This window comes from Ruegeria sp. O5 (assembly GCF_056535105.1).
In genome coordinates, this window is the sequence record NZ_JBQERN010000003.1 from 289,901 (window position 1) to 309,657 (window position 19,757).

A 19,757-nucleotide genomic window follows, 5' to 3' on the forward strand; every position below is an offset into this window, starting at 1 on the left:
GCGGCCCGGATGCATTGCGATTACTCTTTCACGACGCCTGTCGCGAGAGTGTATTCGTCGGTCCGAGGGATGTAGCTCAGACCTTTTTTGGCCGCCCAGGTGTTGACCTGGAAGTGCGTCGGAATGATCGCCACGTTCTCGATCGCGCGCTCTGTCGCCGCGGCGAGCAGTTCCTGCCGCTTTGCGTCATCGACTGTTCGCAGGGCTTCTTCGATCAGTGCGTCGGTTTCAGCATCCGAGTGCCGGCCACGGTTCGATGATCCAAAGCCCGCATCCTTGTCATGGGTGTGGATCAGCGATTTGAGAGGCGAGGACGCTTCGCCGGACCCCGCGCCCCATCCGACGAGGATAAAGCTGAACTCCGGCAGACCCTCTGGGCTGCCTTTGGACGCGCGTCCAAAGTATACCGAACGCGGCATTGTTTCGACGGCTGTCTTGATGCCAACACGGGTCAACATTTGCGCAATTGCCTCGGCAATTTTGGCGTCGTTGATGTAACGGTCATTCGGCCCATGGATTGTCATTTCAAATCCATCGGGATAACCGGCTTCAGCCAGAAGCGCTTTAGCACCGTCCGGGTCATAAGCCACGACGTCCAGATTGTCGGACACGCCAAAGAACCCCTCGGGCAGAAGCTGGCCGGCGGGCAGGGCAACCCCCTCCATGACACGCTCAACGATTGCATCGCGGTTGATCGCCATGCTGATCGCCTTGCGGACGCGGACGTCCATGAGGGGGTTCTTGATATCGCCGCCACCGTTGGCCTTCACAAAGGGTGAATCCTCGCGGAATTGGTCCATGTGAAGATAGATCACTCGGTTGGACACGCCCTGGCTCAGCTGGATACCATCATTGCCCTGAAGTGTTGTGATATCGGTCGTTGGTACGCCCGATATCATGTCGACGTCACCGGCAAGAAGCGATGCAACACGGCTCGGACCGGACGTGATTGGGCGGAATTCCACCTCGGACCAGATCGGCGCGTCACCCCAGTAGTCGTCGTTCCGCACCAGTACGATGCTTTCACCCGGTGTGTAACTTTGGAACTTGAACGGCCCTGTGCCGATGGCGGCCGTACCCGCGTTGAAGTCTTCCGTCGTTGCTTCGCAGCCCACTTCTGAGATCACAGGGATCGTGGAAATGTCATTGCCCATCAACGGATAAGGTGCGGCCGTTTTGAAATGCACCGTGTAGTCATCGATCTTGACGACTTCCTTACCCTTAAGATAGGTGCCGTATCCCGATGGAGAGTTCGGTACGTCCGGCGCGCGCGCCATGGTGCAGACGACGTCGTCCGCCGTGAAGTCGCTTCCGTCGTGAAACTTAACGCCTTCACGCAGCTTGAACTCCCAAGTTAATTCATCAATCGGCTCCCATGACACGGCAAGACCCGGCGATAGGCGCTGCTTCTCATCCTGCGCGATCAGCCGGTCAAAGATGTGCACGGACATCGCGTTGTTCGGACCCAGGTTGTGAAAATGCGGATCGAGTGACGTCGGCTCCGAAGCGAGGCCGATCGTTAGTTTTTCGGCCGAGACAGCACCGGCGCCGAAAGCCAAAATGCTGACAGCGACGGCTGTCACAGATGTGAGTTTCCTCATCAAAAAGACTCCCTGTTTGTTTGGCGCTTGTGAATGGGCGAATCTTTGGCCGATCCCGCGCCCTATTAAAAAAGGCTAGCTACCGCAAAAATCATTGCCAATACATATTGCTATGCGACTTTGCATAGACCAATCCAAGAGTTTGGATGTTCAGCCGCTCGTACCGGGGGAGTAATGTAGCATGACGGAACACAGACACAGACTGCGCGAGTTCGAGTCGCTAAGAGCCGTGATCACGACTGGGACAACCATCGGCGCCGCGCGGCGTCTCGGGATTTCGCAGTCTGCCGTGAGCCGGTCCTTATCACAACTCGAGGCCCGTGTTGGGCGAACGCTCTTTCTCCGGCGATCGGGACGTATCGACCCAACAGACGAAGCCTTGCGTCTCAACGAAAAACTGGACCCAATTTTCGAGACGCTGGCGGACATTGAGGGCGCAGAATGGGCTACTCCGGATAACGAGCCGTTACGCCTGATCGTGCCGCCGACTCTGGCACATCACTTTGTCATCTCCAGGGTGGCCAGTTTTCTCAAGAAGAATGAAGGAAAGCAGCTTCAATTGGATATTCAGGCCACGGACGTGCTGGTCGCCGGCATTCTCGACCTCCGCTATGATCTTGGTTTGACGAGTGCGATGATCCAACGAACGGGTGTTCATCTCATGCCTTGGCGCCGCAGTCAGGTGGTCTGCGCCATGCCGAGCAACCATCCGCTATCGGAAAAACGAGTGGTGACGCCGCACGACCTTGAAGGCGTCGCGCTGATCGAGTTTCTGCGAAGGCTGGGGACGCGAGCGATCACCGAAAAGATCTTTGCGCGCGCTGGAATTCGGCCGAAACAAGTCGCAGAAACGGCAACGAACATGGCCGCACTGGAGCTCGTCCGCGAGGGTTTGGGCGTGACGCTGATCAATCCCTTCCCGTTGTTGTCGTCAGGGATGGAAGGTGTCGTCGTCAGGCCATTTGACGCCGCAATTTTTTATGACACGAGCTTTGTACTTCCATCAGGCAGGCCACCTTCTCAGCTTGCCCGCCAGTTCATGCAATTTGTCAAGTTGACGACGCCGCAGGACAAATACTCAGAGCCCGTCTAGCGCAGCATCTTAGCCGACCACGAGGTGTCGACGTCCATCGGAAAGTTCGGTCGTGGCAAATTCGCAAACGGCCAGCGGTCGTGAACTGGCGACGTAAGCCCGCCCGTGTCGACCTCAAATACTTGGTTTGGCCCAAACCAGTTGGAAAACCCGGCCCGAAAGTGGCCTCGGGATTTCACAACAACAGTCCGGGCAGCCGCAATATCCAGCCCGAACATATGAAAGAACACGGGGTCGGCAGTCTGTGTGCGATCGGTGATCACCACCACGGTGATACCACCAATACGAAGCGCAGCGGATGGCCCTAGGGCCAATCTCCGACCAGCCGTCATGCCCAGTTCACCTACCACATCTCCATTATGGAGACCCAAGACCTCTGCATCCGCCTCAAAAGGCACATCCCATTGCGCCCAGAAAGCGCTGGAATCGGAAGACCGGTTGAATCGTGCCCTGAATTTGCCGCCGACACCGATGCCATGGGCTTCGTTCGCAAGTTCCGGATCACAAAAGGAACCGAATAGGCATTCTTCGACTTTTGCCGCATGAAGAGCGGCTAACAGTTCCGTCGTCCTGCCACTGCCGCCGCCACCAGGATTGTCACCGGCATCGGAGAAAATCACAGGCGTGCGCGCTTGGTCAGCGGAAATTGAGATCGCTTCCGTCACGGATGTCAGTTTCCGAACGAAATCCTTCCTCAATGACCAGGCCATGTCTGCCAATTCTTCCGCCAGTGCATTGGCCGCCTTCTGGTCCTCACGCGCGGTGACAACGATGCTCAGACCGTTGTCGGGCGTGTCGGAGAAAAGAAAATTACCGAAGATCGATACGTTTAGAATCTCACCTCGACCTTCGGCTTGTCGTCGCTGACCATGGTCGATCAGCGCGCCATACGGGTGCTCGGCACTTAGCAGGGTCACGGATGCCGGAACAAGAGGCAGTTTAACATGCGCGGTTTGGGGCCGGACGCCCGACGCCAAAACCCGGCGCAACGAAAAGGCGGCTTCCTCGCCACGTTCTATTTGATCGACGTGAGGATTGGTCCGATAGCCGACGATCAGGTCACAGGCATCGACCATCCGTTGTGAGATATTTGCATGCAAATCGAGTGTCGCGATGACAGGTACGTCCGGTCCGACAACTCTCCGAATGCGTGACATCAACAAACCGTCGGGGTCGTGGTCGTGCTCGGCAACCATCGCGCCGTGATTGCAGATGTAGACTGCGTCGACAGGGCCAGCTGAGCGAAGCATGTCTTCCGAAGTCACCATGATCTCTTCGATCACGGTTTTTCGTACTGGACCTGCGGGATGGCTGGCTGCCAAGATACAGGGTACCGGCGTCCAGTCGCCCGTAGCATCCATCGCCCGGACAAAGGCCGCAAATTCTATTGCCAGCTTTGGTGTCGCGGATCTGGCTTCAGATATCAAAGCATCGCTTGTAAGCCATGTCAGAGACTTAAAGTCTGACAAATCAGCCGGGGGTGCAAAGCGATTTGACTCGAGAATTGCGCCAAGGAGGGCGATCTTTGGAGCCGTCATGCGAGAGGCCTTTGGAAATGCAACACAGTGCGAGGAAACATGAGTAAGTGATTTCAATCAAGATATCATGCGTCTTCTCTGTTCTAGGAAAACCACTGCCGCCTTGCGTCTTTCCTATAACGCGACGCGCAAACGATCAGTGCCACCCGTTATGCTGACAGAAGTTTCCGGAGAATTCGTAAAGATTGTTTGGGCCGATGACCCAGACGTTCACCTCATGCGCGGCGCACCGGATCGCCCACCCGCCCGGTTCAATCGCCGGGGGCAGGACGCTTTGTATCTGAGCCCTGATGTCGAAAGCGCAAAAGTCGCTATTGGTCAGGACGTTAGGAAGGATGATCGCCCGCGGGTTGTGCTGACCTTCGAGGTGGAACGATGTGCGTTATTCGATCTGCGCAGCCCCGAAGCCGCGGATATTTATGCACTCGCCAGTCAGCCCTGGCGCAAACTCTTAGCTGCGGGCGGAGAGCCGTCTTCATGGCTCGCTGCTGATCGGCTCAGAACAGATCGGCATATCGGGTTGATTGACCCTTCGCGAAGGCGTCCGGGTCTTTGGCACATAACTTTATTTCGATGGAGCGAGCCAGGCGCACCTGGCGTGTTTCGGCGTAGTGAAGTGAAGCCGGTTTCCGTCCTGCCGGATTATCGGTGACGTTTAAGGTGCGACCAACTATCATTTCGCAATTATGGTCATCGCGAAAATTGGCTGTGTGGAGGACATTGTCATGAGTTCTCTTCTGGCACGCCAATGACATTTTTTTGCATGTTGTTTGAGCGCTCGTGACAGTCTGCTTTCAGTGCCAAAATGTAGCTTCGCTTTGGGTAACGAAAGGCGGCTTTGGGCCGCCCGTTTCAAAAAGAATTTGTGTTCAAGATGCTGGCGGGCACATGACTTCGATCAAGGAAGGGCCGTCACGTGATAGCCCCGCGGAAAGGGCTTTTGCAAAGCTATCGGTGTCTTCAATTCGTATTCCGGGAACCCCATGCCCTTTAGCGAGCGCAACCCAATCAAGCGTTGGGTTTTCCACATCAAACATTGCCTCCGCATTCTTGCCAAAACTCTCAACACCGACATTTGCCAGCTCATCTCGAAGGATTTGATAGCCGCGGTTTGCAAAAACAATCACCGTAACGTCCAGGCTTTCGCGTGCCATCGTCCACAAAGATTGCAACGTATACATGGCTGATCCATCGCCTGTTAGAGCAATTACTTTTCTATCTGGACATGCAATTGCTGCGCCGGTTGCGCACGGTAGGCAAAGCCCTATCGCACCACCGGTTCCCCCAAGCAAGTCATGTGGTCGCGCGGTTGCAGTCGGAGGAATGACGTGAAACCCGGACGTCACGGATTCATTGCAAACGATAGCATTCTCGGGAATGAGGGCCGCTAACGCTTGGCCGACTTTCGCTAGGGTGAGATCTCCGGTTGGGATTGGAGGCAGGTCGAGAGCGTATGTGTTCAGCTGTGTCTTGCTCGAAACACCAACCGCATCTGCCAGTGTTTGAAGAGTCCAGGCAATATCATCCGTCGGAGCACACAGGCTTGAAACCGTGCAACCGGCGGGCTCGGGTGTGCTCGGTTTGCCCGGGTATGCAAAGAAGGCAACGGGTTGGTCGGCGCCGATCAAAGTGATTGACGATGTCTGTTCAAGCTGAGCGATCTTGGGTGCAATTGGATACACAAGTTGATCCAATTTGGCAGCCCCGGCCCCCTTCGAAATTCGAGGGATTAGAGTATCCGCCAACAGGCGGCATCCGGTTTTGACGGAAATTTTTCCAGCCAGTACACGAAGTGGACCAAAAAGCGCGGAACCACCTATCATCAAAGCCGCGTTTGCAGTCTTCAGACGCATGGCTGCGGCCTCGATGCCTTCCAAGGACGGGCGATGAAGTGGTTGGGCCAGAATGCTATTCGTCGCAGGGCCAGTCGCTGCATCCCAAGCAGTATCGGCGGGAAGAACAAGAGTGGCGATCTGGCCGTTTTGAGATCGGGCGGCCTGGATGGCTGCGGCCCCGTCCGATGCGACGCTTGTGGCCTGATCAGAAACTCGTGTCCAATGGCTTATGGCCTGACTTACGCCAATAATGTCGCCTCTGAGTGGGCTTTCATAGCGCAGGTGATGTGTTGCGTGATCTCCCACCACATTCACGATCCCGGACCCTGATTTTCGGGCGTTGTGTAGATTGGCAAATGCGTTGCCTAGCCCCGGTGCAAGATGCAGCAGAGTGCCGGCGACGTCCCGTTTCATGCGGTAATAGCCGTCAGCGGCGCCCGTCGTTCCACCTTCGAACAGGCACAGAACACAGTTCATCTCGGGATGTCTATCAAGAGCCGCAACAAAGTGCATTTCAGACGTGCCTGGATTGGCGAAAACCGTATCCACACCATTGTGAAGAAAGGTTTTGACTAACGATTCTGCGCCATTCATTCGATCACCGCCAACTCTGATTTCAACGAACTTTATGGGAGAGACAATCTAAAAGTAACTGAAAAAGCTTTCGATGATGTGCAGGCCGTCAATCGTCATCGATGCCCTCGCCCGTAAGACATGCCATGTTGAACAACGCGAAATCGCGGTGGTTTTCGGCCAGTTCAAGTCGAACTCGGGTCGCCCAGACATGCTTGGGTTTTGGCGGCCGCTTCTGACCGACGATACGTCCTTTGTTCCAGGTTGGGCGAAGCGCGCGAACGGCAGGTATGTTTGGGTTTCCATGACTGATCCTCCGATCCGCCATGCCCTCCCACAACGACAACCCGACATTGACGAGAAACAATATTACAGGATGCTGCGTCGCCTCAGAGGCCTGCTGGGAGCTCGACGTAGCCATCCATCGTTGCTTGAGCAGGACAATAAATTGCGCATTTGACAACAAGTATTTGCGGCCCACATGCTGAAACGTGAAAATCGAGGTGTAACGACCAAAGGTAATTTCATGTTTAGATCATCAACCCGAAGTGAAGCAGAAAGTTTGTTAAGCGGACTTGCTCTTGGATTTTCTGCGGACCCGTTCATGCGTTGGCTGTATCCTGAACCTGCCGATTTCCTTACCCACTTCCCGCGAGTAATGGATTTCTTTGGCGGGCGTGCATTTGAACAGGGTAGCGCGTTTCGGAACGATGATTTCACTGCTGGCGCACTTTGGCTTCCGCCAAGCATTCACCCTGACGAAGAACGGCTTGTCGCCTGTTTTGAGCAGACGGTCTCACCAGAAAAGCATGATGCGTTGTTCGAAACCTTCGGGCAGATGGACAATTATCATCCCGATGAGGATTGCTGGCATTTAGCATTTATTGCGGTCGATCCAATTCGCCAAGGAAAAGGATTGGGGTCCGCGTTGCTTGAATGCTGCCTCAAACGTTGTGATGAAGATGGAAGACCTGCTTACTTAGAGTCGACAAACCCTACAAATCTATCGCTGTATAAGCGCTATGGTTTCCAAGAGATGGGTCTAATCAAAGCCGACCAAGCCCCACCCCTGTTTCCGATGTTTCGAGCCGCCCAATAGCGGTAGATCAAACGGCTGCATTGTCTGCAATCTGTGAGTTCGGCAGTTTCAGGATATTTATGTCCGTAGCGAATGGCCGGTCTGGTGAAGCCGCACTGCGGCACCAGTGACTGCGATGAATGTCTCTTATGGGCCGGAGTGGTGGTCTGAAGACCACCTCCCACTCAGGATCCTGTGCCGCCTCCGATGTCTGGTTCGAGCCCACTTTGACCGATGCTGCGGTGTGGGCGAATGCCGGCTTCGAGGAACTTACCAACTGAGCAGAATGTTTATTGAAAATTCCTAGAAATTTCCAGAGCGTTGCCGATGAAGGAGACTCACGATGGTAAACTGTGGTTATCGAACCGGCGTGATTTGGGATGTGACGCGCTCAAATTGGCAAAACAATGCAGACCGCCCAATCGCTTGGTCAGCATGGTATCCAGTCGAAGATGTAGAGACAACTGAACGGCCTCCGGGGCAATTCTTTGAACTTGGAGAAGTTATCTGGGAAGCCACACTGGCCCCGAAGGAGACTTTTCCCGTCATACTGTTATCACATGGTACTGGTGGCACAGCTGAAAGCCTTGGTTGGATCGCCCGCGCGCTGGCATCGGAAGGCTATGTGGTCTTGGGCGCAAATCACCATGGCAACACTGGCTTGGAGCCTTATCGCGCCGAGGGCTTTCTTTGCTGGTGGGAACGAGCGACCGACCTGTCAATACTGCTTTCGGAGGTTGGGTCGAAGGGCTTCTTCGCCAACAGATTGGACCTCGATCAAGTAGCAGCACTCGGGTTCTCTCTTGGGGGACATACGGTCTTGGCCCTGTCAGGTGCGCGAACTTCTTTGGATGAGTTTGACGCATGGCGCAGGGCCAACGAGAATACTGAAGGTGGCCCGAGAGAGTTTCCGGATGCAGCGGAACAAATTCCAACGCTGATGGAAACTTCGGATGCATTCCGCGTATCTTGGGCACGTCATAGCAATGATTACTCAGACGTTCGGATTAAGTCTGTTGTTACGATTGCGCCAGCGCCACCAATCCGTTCATTCGTTTCCACCTCAATCACTGAAATTCAGTTGCCTGCTGTTATCCTTACCGGAGGTGCCGATGATGAAGCGCCATCAGAGCATTGTGCCGATTGGCTTGCTTCACAGAACGACAAGTTCCATCTCTGCTGCCTTGGCCGACACGTGGGACACTACACGTTCTTGGATTTCCCTTCTGACAAGTCGCTCATTGGGAAAGAGGACATCTTTTCAGATCATGAAAGTGTGGACAGAAGAAAAATTCATAAACAGACAATAGAAATCGTAATTCAAAGCCTAAGGACGACAGTAAGCAAACGTGAAGCTTGACCACCTCCTGGTGGGAAAGCAGCCATTGGCGCAGCCGCAGCAAACGGCAACTTCGTCCGCGATGTGTGAGTCCACTCAGTCTCCAATTTTGCAAGTGCTGCGAGCGACCGCTAAGCGGGCTGCGTCTGCAGCATTCTAGACCATGTTTGAGTGGCTGGTATGGGCCGAACCCGATGCTGAACGGCGAGATCATTCGCCTTGATGCCGGCGTTCGGCTTCAGGCGCGGTAAGCCTCACGGACTCGCCTGTTTTCCGGGTCGTTTTCGGCCGTTTCGATCAACCACTCCCGGAATTTCTCGGCATCCGGATGGTCGCGGCCTGTTTCTGGTGAGATGAGATGGAAGGCTTCCTGCAAAGGTGCTTCGATACCGAATGGCTCGACGAGTCGGCCTCGCTCTATCTCGATGCCAAGCATCGAGGAGCGGGCCAATGCCACCCCGCCACCGCGTGATGCAAACTCGAATGCCAACAGCGACGTATCGAATTGCAGCCCCTGGCCCGAATTGATGCCACTTACCTCTGCGAATCTGAGCCAATCGGCCCAGCCTTCCTCATAGCCAAGCACATGCAGGAGACGGTGGTGGGCAAGGTGCTTCGGCTCCTCGATCGCGTGTTCACCTTCCAGAAGTGATGGTGCGCAAACGGGTTTGATCACTTCCCACGTCAGTCGATCAGCCTTGTAACCGGGCCAGCGTCCCGTGCCGTACTGGATGTCGAGGTCAAATCGCTCGTTGTCGAACTGGTCACCCCAGACACTGGAGACCAGACGGACCTCGGTATCTGGGTGGCGATCAAAAAAGCCCTGAAGCCGGGGCGCGATCCAGTTCACGGAATATCCGACCGGCGCGCGCACTGTCAGCACCTCGGAGCGCCTGAACCCGAAGACCTCTTCAGTGCCCGCCGCAAGGCGTTCGAAACCGTCGCGGACCTTCGGCAAATAGGCCGCGCCGACTTTGGTCAGAACAAGACTGCGAGGTTTGCGCTCGAACAGTGGTTCGCGCAGGTAGTGCTCCAGAAGCTTCACCTGCTTGCTAATCGCGGCCTGGGTGAGATTCAGTTCCTGGGCGGCATTGGTAAAACTCAGATGCCGCGCCGATGCCTCAAATGCGCGCAGCCAGGTCAGATGTGGAAGGCGTCGGGTGCTCATGGCCAACTCATGCATAAATATCGTTTGGTTATAGGGTGATTATAGGTCGCTTGAAAGCATTGGTCTAACAGGCGCAAGATGGAGCCGGAATCCACCGGAGGTGCCGCCTTGCCCATCGATTACAACCTTGGTTTTGACCCGCAGCGCCTGCGGCGCATATCGCAGTGGATGGAGGCTAATGTCCGCGACGAGCGGCTGAGCGGTCTGGCGGTACAGATCGCAAGACGGGGGGAGGTCGCGTTTTCCGAACACGCGGGATATGCCGACACGGCGACGCGCCGGCCCGTCACACCCGATACGATCTGGCGGATCTATTCGATGACCAAACCGGTCACCTCGCTCGCGCTACTGATGCTGTATGAGGAAGGAGCGTTCCAGCTGGATCAGCCCATTGCCGATTTCCTGCCGGCCTTCGGCGCGCCGCGCGTTTGGAAGGGACCGGACCATGCGCTGGACGCCACCGAACCGGCCCGGCGCCCGATCACCATCCATGACCTGCTGACCCATCAGGCCGGTATCGTCTATGGAGACCACCAAGGCAACGCTCTGGAACAGGCCCTGTCGGCAGCCGGGCTCGATTTCGACCGCAGTTTTGTCACCATGGCGGAAGCCGTCGATACGCTGGCCGGGTTTCCGTTGGCGTTTCATCCTGGCGACCGCTGGTTCTACGGTCTGTCGACCGATGTCCTGGGCCATCTGATCGAAGTCATCAGCGGGCAAACGCTTGGCGACTTCCTGAAGGCCCGGATCTTTGACCCTCTTGGCATGTTGGATACCGGGTTTTCAGTGCCTGAAGACAAGGCGGGTCGCCTTGCCACGCTCTATGATCATACCGCCGCGGGATTCGAACCATCAGCAAAACAGGACCGTTGCATCGCGCCGGTGACGCTGGAAAGCGGCGGGGGCGGATTGGTCTCGACGATGGCGGACTACCAGCGTTTCGCGACGATGCTGTTGCGACGTGGAGCCTTTGACGGTGGAGTGCTACTTGGCCGCAAGACCTTCGATCTGATGGTAACGAACCACATGGGCGGCGATTTGGCTAGCAGGGGGCAGGCGCATTTCAGCGAAACCACATTCGAGGGGATCGGGTTCGGCCTTGGAGTTTCGGTGATGCTGGACCCGGCGCGGGCAAAGATCGTCGGTTCGCCCGGAGAGTTCGCCTGGGGCGGCATGGCCTCGACGGCGTTCTGGGTGGACCCGGTCGAGGAAATGACCGTGATCCTGATGACCCAACTCATACCCTCGAGCGCCTATACCCTGCGCCGTCAACTGCGCGTGCTGAGCTACCAGGCGCTTGTCGACTGACCGTTCAGGTGACCGGAAGTGCTTCAGCGTCAAGGTGGCAAGCGACAGACAACCCGCCGGCAAGGTCGCGCAACGGCGGATTGACGCTGTCACATGTTCCGGCAATCACATGGGTGCAGCGATTGGCAAAGGGACAGCCTTTGGCGCCGATGACGACGCTTCCGGCGCTGGCGGCCTTGGCTTCGCCGGTATCGGCCACCCCTTCGAGCCAGCCTTGCCGCATCTCGGGGACCGAGGAGAGGAGCAGTTTGGTATAGGGGTGAAAAGGCGGGCTGAAGACAGCCTTTGACGGTCCCTTCTCGACCACCCGTCCAGCGTAAAGCACCACCACCTCATCCGCAAAAGAGGCAACGGTCGAAAGGTCATGGCTGATGAACATATAGGCCACACCCAGCTTGTCCTTGAGCGATTTCAGCAGGTCGATGACGCCCGCCGCAACCACGGTATCCAGTGCAGATGTGACCTCATCACACAGGATTACCTTGGGGTCGGCAGCCAATGCACGGGCGAGGTTGATGCGTTGTTTCTGCCCGCCCGACAATTCGCCCGGGTAACGCGAGGCAAAGCTGCGTGGCAGGTCGACCAGTTCCAGAAGCTCGCCAACCTTGTCTAAACGCGCGCGCCCCTTGAGGCCCTGATAGAACTCCAGCGGGCGGCCAAGGATATCACCGATCCGCTGGCGCGGGTTCAGCGCGGTATCGGCCATCTGGAACACGATCTGGCATTCCTTGAGCGTATCGCGCGACCGATCCTTCACGCCAGCAGCGGCAACCTTCCCATCGAGCTTAATCTCTCCCTCTCGCAACGGCGTCAGACCGGCGACGACCCGCGCCAGTGTGCTTTTCCCGCAGCCGCTTTCACCAATCACCCCCACAACCGATGCCGCAGGGACATCGACCGAAACATCCGACAGGATGGTCACCGCCCCATAACCCGCCGTGATGTTTCGCGCGGAGATGACAGGCGCTTGCGGCGCGCTGGCCTCATTGTGATCGACCAGATGCGGTGCGGGCCGGACGGCGTCCATCAGCGAGCGGGTATATTCGTGCTTCGGATCATTCAGGATCTGGGGGGTTGGGCCTTCCTCGACCATTTCGCCGTTTTTCAGAACAAGGATGCGGTCCGCCACTTGCGCCACCACCGCCAGGTCGTGGGTAACATAGATGGCCGCCGTGCCCTGATCGCGGATGATGTCCTTGAAGGCTTTCAGCACCTCGATCTGCGTCGTCACGTCCAGCGCCGTTGTCGGCTCATCAAGGATCAACAGGTCCGGCCCGCAGGACATGGCCATCGCCGCCATGAGGCGCTGCAACTGACCGCCCGAAACCTGGTGCGGAAACTTGTCGCCCACGGTGTCGGGGTTCGGCAGGTCCAGCTTGCGGTAAAGATCGACGGCTGTGGCGGTCAGCGTCGCGGCATCGCCGGCGCCATGCCAGAGCGGTGCCTCGATCACCTGCTTGCCGATCCGAAGCGCGGGGTTGAAGCTGGCTGCCGCCGATTGCGCAACGTAGGACACTTCGTCACCGCGCAGAGCATGGCGCTCATGCGGTGACAGTTTCATGATGTCGCGCCCGTTCAGCCAGATTTCTCCTCCCGCGATGCGGCAGCCAGGCCGGGCAAACCCCATCGACGCCAGCGAGATCGTGGACTTGCCCGACCCGCTTTCACCGATCAGGGCCAGCACTTCACCCTTGGCAACGTTCAGCGACACGCCCTTGACGATCGGCAAATAGCTGCCCCCGGGCGGACGACCCTCGACGCGCAGGTTATTGATGGTCAGGATATCGCTCATTGGTCGATCTTCTCCAGAACGGTTTCACCTTGCTGACGCTGCTGGAACCAGTCGACAAGCAGGTTCATTGATACCGTCAGCGAGGCGATGCAGGCGGCCGGGATCAGTGCAGCGGAGGATCCCAGGAACAGCCCGCCGACGTTTTCCTGCACCATTAGGCCCCAGTCGGCGGCCGGTTCCTGAACGCCGAGCCCCAGAAAGGACAGGCCCGACAGGAACAGGATGGAAAAGGTGAAGCGCAGTCCAAACTCGGCGATCAGCGGGGCCATGGAGTTTGGCAGGATCTCGCGCGTCAGGATCCACCAGGTGCCTTCGCCGCGGGCGCGGGCGGCCTCGACAAAATCCATGACGCCGATGTCGTAGCCAAGCGCGCGCGACACCCGGAAGACGCTGGTCGACAGCACCAATCCGACCGTGAGCACCAGAACCGTGATCGAGGTCCCGAATGCGCCGATCACCACGAGGGCCAGCAGGGTCGACGGGAAGGCCATGAAAGCCTCGACGATGCGGCTGACTACGATGTCAAACCAGCCCTTGAGAATCGCAGCGGCAAAACCCAGCGTCACACCGAAGGCAAAGGAAATCACCGTGGTGATCAGCGCAAGCAGAAGCGTCGTGCGCACCCCGTAGATCAGGCGCGAGAAGACGTCACGCCCCAGTTTGTCCGTCCCCAACAGTCCGCCTTCGCCAATTGGTGCAAAGGTCGTCCCCGAGATCATCTCGGCCTCGCCATGCGGCGCGATCCATGGCCCGAACAGGGCAAGGATCAGCCAGAACAGAAGGACCGAGCCCGCGATGGTGGCGGTCCAGGTCAGGCGCAGGCCCGCAAAGACCGAAGCGCGCGGTGTGGGCAATTCGGTTGCGTCGCTCATTTGGGGTACCTCAGGCGCGGATTGGCCATGATGGACAGGACATCGGCCAGCAGGTTCAGAAGGATATAGACGGCGCCGAAGATCATGGCGCAGGCCTGGATCAGCGGGATGTCCCGCAGCGTGACGCCATCGACCAGCAGACGGGTCAGGCCCGGGACCCCAAACACGGTTTCGACGATGATCACACCCGAGACCATATAGCTGAGGTTCAGCGCGATCACGGTCAGGATCGGGGACAGCGCATTGGGCAGCGCATGGCGGATGACCAATCGGCGCTTTGGCAGACCCTTGAGCGCGGCCATCTCGAGATATGGCGAGGTGAAAATGTTGATCACCGATGACCGCGTCATCCGCATCATATGCGCAAGAACCGCAAAGCTGAGCGTGGCAACGGGCAGGGCAAGTGCCCGGAAATTCTGCCAGAAATCGAAATAGGGACGGGTATTGGCAGAGGCCGACAACCATTTCAGCTCGACCGCGAAGACCTTCATCAGGATAAGACCGATAAAGAATTCGGGCACCGCGATCAACGCGAGTGTCGCCATGGCCAGCGTCTTGTCGACCTTGCCGCCGGCGCGCATCGCCGACCAGAGGCCAAGCGCCAGCGACAGCGGAACCGAGATCGCTGCCGCCAGCAGCGCCAGTCGCAGTGTGTTCCACATCCGGCTTTCTATCATGTCGGCCACGGGACGCTTGGTTGCCAGCGAGGTGCCCAGGTCACCCTGCACCATCCCACCCAGCCAGTCGAAGTAGCGCACGATGGCCGGGCGGTTCAGGCCCATCTCCTCACGCAGAGTGGCCAGCGCTTCTTCCGTGCGGCTTTGTCCCAGAATCGCCTCGGCCACATCGCCGGGAAGGATCTCGGTCGCGCCGAAAATGATGATGGATGCCAGCAGCAAGGTCAGAAAACCCTGCGCCAGGCGCGTCAGTATGATGCGATACACCTCGTTCCTCCCTCAAGGCTGCTCGCAGTTTCAGGGCAAGCGTCGTTTTCGACAAACAACCATAGAAGACATAATGGGTGTGTTTTCGTTATGGGTCGGGCATGGGTTGCCTTGGATCAGGGCAAAGCCCGGTTTTTTGTTGTTTGCCCGATGCCGACTTGAGGCGGCACAAGTTCTGAAATCGGAGAAACCCATGACTAAAGCTAAAAAGCTACTTCTCATAATCCTGGACGGCGTGCCCTACCGGAATTTTCGACGCCTGTTCGGCAATCTCGAAGGTTGGGTCGCCTCGGGTAAGGCACGCGTGCGTCGGATGCGGTCGGTCCTGCCGTCCACATCCTCGGCCTGCTATGCTTCGATGCACACCGGCCTTCCGCCGCACGTCCACGGCGTCACCGGGAACAAGCACCGCCAGCGTCTTGAGGTTCCAGATGTCTTTTCCGAACTGGCCGGGGCGGGGCGCAAGACCGGTGCCGTGGCGCTGAGTTGGTGGAGCGAACTGTTCCACCGGATGCCGTTCGACCCCGTGCGCGACATCGAACTCGACAGCCCAGAGGGCCCGATCCACCACGGCCGTTTCCACACCATGGCCGATGCGACGGAAGCCAACCAGATGAGCCCGTCCGATGCCGATCTGTTCGCCACATTGACCTATCTTTGCGAGGCCAAGGGGATCGACTACGGGCTGCTGCATACGTCGACACTTGACAGCATGGGGCATCGTTTTGGTCATGGGAAACGAGAGATGAGCGACGCCTGCTACTATCTTGACGCTGCACTTGCGCCCTACGTGACCCGTTGGCGTGACCTTGGCTACGAGGTAATTGTGACCGCAGATCATGGTCAGGATGATCTGGGCCATCACGGTGGTGCCGGAGAGGATCAACAGGACGTTGCCTTCTACTACTTCGGTGACAGTGACTTGCCTCCAGAAGAGACGATGCTGGACCAACTGGCACTTGCACCATCGATCTTGACGCGAATGGGTGTGACAGTTCCAACAGGCATGACCGCAGAACCATTCCTGACGTGCGAGCGGTGCAAGTCGGACCCATAACCTCAGTTATGGCAAAGTCGTGGAATCGGTTGTTTGTGCACCGCGCCGGTCCCCCGCAATCTTTCCTCAATAGCGGGGCAGCCCGTCATCGGTCATCTGGGAGGAAAAATATGTCCGACATCGACAGCCTGGTACGGCAATACAAGGCCGGCGCGCTCAGCCGCCGGGGTTTTTTCAAGCGCGCGGGCGCTTTCGGCCTTTTGGTGCCGGCGGCCAGCGGTATCCTTGCGATAGCCGGACCGGCCCGTGCTGAAGAACCGAAGCGCGGCGGCTGGCTGCGGATTGCACAGGGCAACACGGACAACACGCTCGAGCCTGTGCGCATGGTCGATACCGATGACGGCATCTATTCGAACTGCGTCTATCAGCGCCTGACCCGTTTCGCGCCGACGCTGGAGGTCGAAGGCGACGCGGCTGAAGAATGGAGCGTCAACAACGCGGCCACCGAATGGAGCTTCAAGCTGCGTGGCGGCCTGACCTTCCACAATGGCCAGCCTGTCACCGCCGCCGATGTGGTCGAAAGCCTGTCGCGGCACATCGCCGAGGGCTCGGAATCCCCTGCCAAGGCGCTGCTCTCGACCGTCACCGCGATTGAGGCGCCAGACGCCACGACCGTCAAGATCACCCTGTCCTCGGGCAATGCCGACCTGCCGGTGATCATGTCCGACTACCATCTTGCCATTCACCCGGCAGGCCATACCGATTTCGCAATGGCCATCGGTTCAGGCCCGTTCAAGGTGATGGAGTTCATCCCCGGTGAACGTGTGGTCCTTGAGCGGTTCGAAAACTACTACGAAGAGGGCAAGCCCTATCTCGACGGGATCGACTTCATCCCTGTGCCGGATGCTAACGCGACGCTCAGCACGCTGCTGGCCGGTGACGTCGACGCCATCCGCGACGTGCCCGCTTTCGCCGTAGAACAGTTGAGTGGCAACGACGCCATCACGCTGCACAATACGCCCACGGGCGGTTTCACCAATATCGTGATGATGGTCGACCGCGCGCCGACCGACAACGCGGACTTCCGCAAGGGTATCAAGCATGCGTTGGACCGGGAACTTATCCTGAACCAGGTGTTCAAGGGTATCGGCACGATCTCGGCCGACACGCCGATCGGGCCGACCTACAAATACTGGTGCGAGGACGTGAAGCCCGCTGAATACGACCTCGACAAGGCGAAATTCCATTTCGACAAGGCAGGCGTCAACGCGGTCGATCTCTACACGTCCGAGACCGCGGGCAGCACCGCAAACGACATCGCGCTGACCTTCCAGCAATCCGCGAAGGGTGCGGCAGATATCAACGTCATCAAGACCCCGTCTGATGGCTACTGGTCGAACATCTGGATGCAGAAACCGATGACCATGTCGGGTTGGCAAGCGCGTCCGACGGTCGACGCTTTCCTCACCATCGCGCATATGAACGGCGGCAGCTGGAACGAAACCATGTGGGGATCAGACACGTTCGACGCCATGATCCTTGCCGCCCGTGCCGAACTGGATGAGGCCAAGCGCGCGCAGATGTACTGCGACATGCTGCACATGATGAACGACGACGGCGGCTTCGTGAACCCTGTGTTCCAGAACCAGCTTGAGGCAACGGCAAAGAACGTTATGGGCTACACGCCGCATTCGGTCGGCGCGATGGGTGGGTTTGGACAGACGCTGCGAAACGTCTGGCTCGCCTAAGAAAACATCCTCTCTGTCAGAGGCATATGCCGACTGACTCCTGGCCGCCGGTCCACCCGGATCGGCGGCCCTTCGTTTTCCTTCCACTCAATCTCCGGGGCAACCATGTTCTCGATCTCGCCTTCCACACGTCTGCGTCCTTCTCCCTTCTACGAGGCGACTCTTGCTGACGGCGTCTGTGCCATGACGACGTACAACCACATGCTGATGCCCTCCTCGTACGGCCACCCCGAAGAGGAATACTGGCGCATCATCAACGGCGTCTCTATGTGGGACGTGGCGGTCGAACGCCAGGTGCAGTTGAAAGGAACGGACGCAGGGCGGCTGGCGCAGATCCTTGCGCCCCGTGATCTGTCGAAATGCAAGATCGGGCAAGGCAAGTATGTCCCCCTGTGTAATCACCACGGCGTCCTGATCAATGATCCTATCCTGCTGAAGCTGGACGAAGACCGCTATTGGCTGTCCATCGCCGACAGCAACATCTGGTTCTGGGCCGAGGCCATCGCGCGCGAGCGCAGTTTGAATGTCGAGGTGAGCGAGCCAGACGTATCGCCGCTAGCCGTGCAGGGGCCAAAGGCGGAAACCGTTGTCGCCTCGATCTTCGGCGACTGGGTCCACGACCTGAAATACTTCTGGTTCCGCGAAACAGAGATCGACGGAATCCCCGTGGCGGTGGCCCGGTCCGGCTGGTCCAAGCAGGGCGGGTTCGAAATCTACCTGATGGATGGCACTAAGGGCACTGCGCTCTGGAACATCGTCAAGGAAGCCGGACAGCCCCACGGCATCGGGCCGGGCAACCCCAACTGGTGCGAACGTGTCGAAAGCGGGTTGGTCTCATATGGCGGCGACTCGGATGGGCAAACCAATCCGTTCGAGGTTCGGATGGGCAAGTATGTCGATCTTCATGTGCCTGACGACACGATCGGGATCGAGGCCTTGCGCCGCATCGCGGCCGAGGGGCCGAAACGGCATCAGCTGGGAGTCGTCCTGGACAACTCGGAGCCTGTCAAGGCGGAGTTCACGTGGAATGACATCGATATGGACGGTGCGCGCATTGGCGACATGACCACCTGTGTCTGGTCTTATCGCATGAAGAAGAACATCGGGTTCGCACTTGTAGCGACTTCGGCCAAACCCGGTGACCGGGTCGTCGTGAGGCGCGCGGCGGGTCCCGTCGCAGGAACCCTGTGCGAATTGCCTTTCCTGTGAGTTTGACATGACCTAAGTCGCCGAGGCGGCAAGAGAAACGCCGGTCATTCACCGCACCGAAGTGCTCGTTGTCGGAGCCGGCCCCCGGGGGCTTGGCGCCGCGTTGGCGGCCGCACGGACGGGGATCGAAATCTGTCTGCTTGAACGCTTCGGCTGTTTCGGCGTTGACCTGCTCCTCGAAACTTCCCTCGTTTTAGCGTAGAGTTTGCTCAACCTTTTGAAGGAGCAAACGAATGTGAAAGTGCCATTTCACAGAAACCCGGAGCGTCAGGGTAATCAAGGAACAGGAAGCCGGGACGCAAATAGTGGAGGCGTGCCGCAAGCACGGCCTCAACCAGGGCACGTTCACAAATACAATTCGAATTTCTGCGGCATGGAGGTGTCGGACGTTGCCAAGCTGAGGGCTGTGGAAGATGAGAACGCCAGGCTCAAATCGGCGCGTTCAATCCGAAACGGCCGTTCGTGCTTTGCGCTGCGAACGTCGATTCGCCACCCTCCCTGTCTGAGATCCAGGTCGAGATGCATGGAATCCAGCCATTATCGAACAGGCGGCAAATTCACAATTTGTCCGGATAGTGTTGAAAAAGTCCATTGATTGGTCGGTCTGTCGCTGATTCACTCGTTTTATGAGCGGAGGTGCGGCGATGATGGGACCGAGGCAG

16 protein-coding genes and 2 pseudogenes are annotated in these 19,757 nt (G+C 57.9%); 10 read left to right on the forward strand and 8 right to left on the reverse strand.

Features of this window, described 5'->3' with window-relative positions; translation table 11 throughout:
* Positions 1-20 precede the first annotated feature (20 nt).
* Positions 21-1,601: an ABC transporter substrate-binding protein gene (locus ACR0M3_RS07565; protein ID WP_480486505.1), complete on the reverse strand. Its 1,581-nt coding sequence runs from the start codon at positions 1,599-1,601 to the stop codon at positions 21-23.
* Positions 1,602-1,782: 181 nt separating this feature from the next.
* Between ACR0M3_RS07565 and ACR0M3_RS07570 the strand changes: the two genes are divergently transcribed.
* Entirely contained in the window at positions 1,783-2,694 is a 912-nt protein-coding gene (locus tag ACR0M3_RS07570; RefSeq protein ID WP_480486503.1) for a LysR family transcriptional regulator, read from the forward strand.
* Here the strand turns inward: ACR0M3_RS07570 and ACR0M3_RS07575 are convergent.
* Positions 2,691-4,232 (reverse strand): M81 family metallopeptidase, encoded by a 1,542-nt coding sequence (locus ACR0M3_RS07575; RefSeq protein ID WP_480486501.1) that lies wholly within the window; start codon positions 4,230-4,232, stop codon positions 2,691-2,693. The genes ACR0M3_RS07570 and ACR0M3_RS07575 overlap by 4 nt on opposite strands.
* 103 nt (positions 4,233-4,335) lie before the next feature.
* Here ACR0M3_RS07575 and ACR0M3_RS07580 point away from each other — a divergent pair, with 103 nt between their 5' ends.
* Positions 4,336-4,884 carry an RES family NAD+ phosphorylase gene (locus ACR0M3_RS07580; RefSeq protein ID WP_480492724.1) on the forward strand — a complete coding sequence of 183 codons (549 nt, stop codon included), beginning with the start codon at positions 4,336-4,338 and terminating at the stop codon, positions 4,882-4,884.
* A 217-nt stretch (positions 4,885-5,101) separates the two neighbouring features.
* Here the strand turns inward: ACR0M3_RS07580 and ACR0M3_RS07585 are convergent, their stop codons facing one another.
* Complete coding sequence (locus ACR0M3_RS07585) at positions 5,102-6,661, reverse strand: acetolactate synthase large subunit (RefSeq protein ID WP_480473298.1); 1,560 nt, start codon at positions 6,659-6,661, stop codon at positions 5,102-5,104.
* 121 nt (positions 6,662-6,782) lie between these two features.
* Positions 6,783-6,968, reverse strand: a pseudogene (locus ACR0M3_RS07590) (hypothetical protein); the annotation flags it as partial.
* Positions 6,969-7,121: 153 nt separating this feature from the next.
* On the opposite strand from ACR0M3_RS07590, the gene ACR0M3_RS07595 reads away from it, so the two are divergent.
* Together ACR0M3_RS07595 and ACR0M3_RS07600 are read left to right on the forward strand one after the other, a co-directional pair.
* Positions 7,122-7,739: a GNAT family N-acetyltransferase gene (locus ACR0M3_RS07595; RefSeq protein WP_480473296.1), complete on the forward strand. Its 618-nt coding sequence runs from the start codon at positions 7,122-7,124 to the stop codon at positions 7,737-7,739.
* A 322-nt stretch (positions 7,740-8,061) separates the two neighbouring features.
* Entirely contained in the window at positions 8,062-9,078 is a 1,017-nt protein-coding gene (locus ACR0M3_RS07600) for an alpha/beta hydrolase family protein (protein ID WP_480486015.1), read from the forward strand.
* A 217-nt stretch (positions 9,079-9,295) separates the two neighbouring features.
* Here the strand turns inward: ACR0M3_RS07600 and gcvA are convergent, their stop codons facing one another.
* Positions 9,296-10,225, reverse strand: coding sequence for a transcriptional regulator GcvA (gene gcvA, locus ACR0M3_RS07605; RefSeq protein ID WP_480910097.1), 930 nt, complete (start codon positions 10,223-10,225; stop codon positions 9,296-9,298).
* Between the two features lie 78 nt (positions 10,226-10,303).
* Here gcvA and ACR0M3_RS07610 point away from each other — a divergent pair, with 78 nt between their 5' ends.
* Positions 10,304-11,533: a serine hydrolase domain-containing protein gene (locus ACR0M3_RS07610; protein WP_480910098.1), complete on the forward strand. Its 1,230-nt coding sequence runs from the start codon at positions 10,304-10,306 to the stop codon at positions 11,531-11,533.
* Positions 11,534-11,537: 4 nt separating this feature from the next.
* Here ACR0M3_RS07610 and ACR0M3_RS07615 read toward each other — a convergent pair whose 3' ends face one another.
* From ACR0M3_RS07615 to ACR0M3_RS07625, 3 genes are read right to left on the reverse strand one after another with little or no spacing between them, the layout of a single operon-like run.
* Complete coding sequence (locus ACR0M3_RS07615; protein ID WP_480910099.1) at positions 11,538-13,325, reverse strand: ABC transporter ATP-binding protein; 1,788 nt, start codon at positions 13,323-13,325, stop codon at positions 11,538-11,540.
* Positions 13,322-14,197, reverse strand: coding sequence for an ABC transporter permease (locus ACR0M3_RS07620; RefSeq protein ID WP_480910100.1), 876 nt, complete (start codon positions 14,195-14,197; stop codon positions 13,322-13,324). The genes ACR0M3_RS07615 and ACR0M3_RS07620 overlap by 4 nt, the downstream gene beginning before the upstream one ends.
* Positions 14,194-15,141, reverse strand: a complete 948-nt coding sequence (locus tag ACR0M3_RS07625; protein ID WP_480910101.1) for an ABC transporter permease — start codon at positions 15,139-15,141, stop codon at positions 14,194-14,196. Before ACR0M3_RS07625 ends, ACR0M3_RS07620 begins: the two co-directional genes overlap by 4 nt.
* Before the next feature lie 193 nt (positions 15,142-15,334).
* Between ACR0M3_RS07625 and ACR0M3_RS07630 the strand changes: the two genes are divergently transcribed.
* The 5 genes and pseudogenes from ACR0M3_RS07630 to ACR0M3_RS07650 all read left to right on the forward strand — a co-directional run.
* On the forward strand, positions 15,335-16,198 hold the full coding sequence (locus tag ACR0M3_RS07630) for an alkaline phosphatase family protein (protein WP_480910102.1): 864 nt from the start codon (positions 15,335-15,337) through the stop codon (positions 16,196-16,198).
* 110 nt (positions 16,199-16,308) lie between these two features.
* Positions 16,309-17,886: an ABC transporter substrate-binding protein gene (locus ACR0M3_RS07635; RefSeq protein ID WP_480910103.1), complete on the forward strand. Its 1,578-nt coding sequence runs from the start codon at positions 16,309-16,311 to the stop codon at positions 17,884-17,886.
* A 105-nt stretch (positions 17,887-17,991) separates the two neighbouring features.
* Complete coding sequence (locus tag ACR0M3_RS07640; protein ID WP_480910104.1) at positions 17,992-19,095, forward strand: glycine cleavage T C-terminal barrel domain-containing protein; 1,104 nt, start codon at positions 17,992-17,994, stop codon at positions 19,093-19,095.
* A 61-nt stretch (positions 19,096-19,156) separates the two neighbouring features.
* Positions 19,157-19,297, forward strand: coding sequence for an FAD-dependent oxidoreductase (locus tag ACR0M3_RS07645; protein ID WP_480910105.1), 141 nt, complete (start codon positions 19,157-19,159; stop codon positions 19,295-19,297).
* A gap of 73 nt (positions 19,298-19,370) precedes the next feature.
* Positions 19,371-19,528: pseudogene (locus tag ACR0M3_RS07650) on the forward strand (transposase); the annotation flags it as partial.
* Positions 19,529-19,757 lie beyond the last annotated feature (229 nt).

Excerpts from the sequence above, each read along its gene's own strand:
- ACR0M3_RS07565 (WP_480486505.1), bottom strand. The coding sequence starts at position 1,601 with ATGAGGAAACTCACATCTGTGACAGCCGTCGCTGTCAGCATTTTGGCT.
- ACR0M3_RS07570 (WP_480486503.1), top strand. The coding sequence starts at position 1,783 with ATGACGGAACACAGACACAGACTGCGCGAGTTCGAGTCGCTAAGAGCC.
- ACR0M3_RS07575 (WP_480486501.1), bottom strand. The coding sequence starts at position 4,232 with ATGACGGCTCCAAAGATCGCCCTCCTTGGCGCAATTCTCGAGTCAAAT.
- ACR0M3_RS07585 (WP_480473298.1), bottom strand. The coding sequence starts at position 6,661 with ATGAATGGCGCAGAATCGTTAGTCAAAACCTTTCTTCACAATGGTGTG.
- ACR0M3_RS07595 (WP_480473296.1), top strand. The coding sequence starts at position 7,122 with ATGCTGAAACGTGAAAATCGAGGTGTAACGACCAAAGGTAATTTCATG.
- ACR0M3_RS07600 (WP_480486015.1), top strand. The coding sequence starts at position 8,062 with ATGGTAAACTGTGGTTATCGAACCGGCGTGATTTGGGATGTGACGCGC.
- gcvA (WP_480910097.1), bottom strand. The coding sequence starts at position 10,225 with ATGAGCACCCGACGCCTTCCACATCTGACCTGGCTGCGCGCATTTGAG.
- ACR0M3_RS07610 (WP_480910098.1), top strand. The coding sequence starts at position 10,304 with ATGGAGCCGGAATCCACCGGAGGTGCCGCCTTGCCCATCGATTACAAC.
- ACR0M3_RS07615 (WP_480910099.1), bottom strand. The coding sequence starts at position 13,325 with ATGAGCGATATCCTGACCATCAATAACCTGCGCGTCGAGGGTCGTCCG.
- ACR0M3_RS07620 (WP_480910100.1), bottom strand. The coding sequence starts at position 14,197 with ATGAGCGACGCAACCGAATTGCCCACACCGCGCGCTTCGGTCTTTGCG.
- ACR0M3_RS07630 (WP_480910102.1), top strand. The coding sequence starts at position 15,335 with ATGACTAAAGCTAAAAAGCTACTTCTCATAATCCTGGACGGCGTGCCC.
- ACR0M3_RS07635 (WP_480910103.1), top strand. The coding sequence starts at position 16,309 with ATGTCCGACATCGACAGCCTGGTACGGCAATACAAGGCCGGCGCGCTC.
- ACR0M3_RS07640 (WP_480910104.1), top strand. The coding sequence starts at position 17,992 with ATGTTCTCGATCTCGCCTTCCACACGTCTGCGTCCTTCTCCCTTCTAC.